Source organism: Paenibacillus sp. 203, assembly GCF_037027525.1.
Classification (GTDB): domain Bacteria; phylum Bacillota; class Bacilli; order Paenibacillales; family Paenibacillaceae; genus Paenibacillus; species Paenibacillus polymyxa_B.
In genome coordinates, this window is sequence record NZ_JAXCHD010000057.1 from 1 (window position 1) to 360 (window position 360).

Here is a 360-nt window from a genome sequence, read left to right on the forward strand (position 1 = left end):
GAGATTTCCCAGTATGTAAGACCCCTTGAAGACGACGAGGTAGATAGGTTGGGGGTGGAAGTGCAGTAATGCATGGAGCTGACCAATACTAATCGGTCGAGGGCTTATCCTAAAATAAAACGCAAATGAGTTTCGGATCCAGTTTTCAGGGTGTAAGTTTTGTATGGTATAGGCTCAAGTAGCTTATATGAAACAAGCGAACACACAGCATTTGGCGATGCTGATTCCTGAAAAAGAATTTGCACAGCAAATTCATGTTTGGTGGCGATAGCGGAGGGGTTCCACACGTACCCATCCCGAACACGACCGTTAAGCCCTCCAGCGCCGATGGTACTTGGACCGCAGGGTCCTGGGAGAGTA

Annotated in this window: 2 rRNA genes; both read left to right on the forward strand. The window is 48.1% G+C overall.

The annotated features are described in order from the left end of the window. Positions 1-112 (forward strand): 23S ribosomal RNA (locus WA407_RS26360); the annotation flags it as partial. 145 nt (positions 113-257) lie between these two features. Beyond that, a 5S ribosomal RNA gene (gene rrf, locus WA407_RS26365) occupies positions 258-360 on the forward strand; the annotation flags it as partial.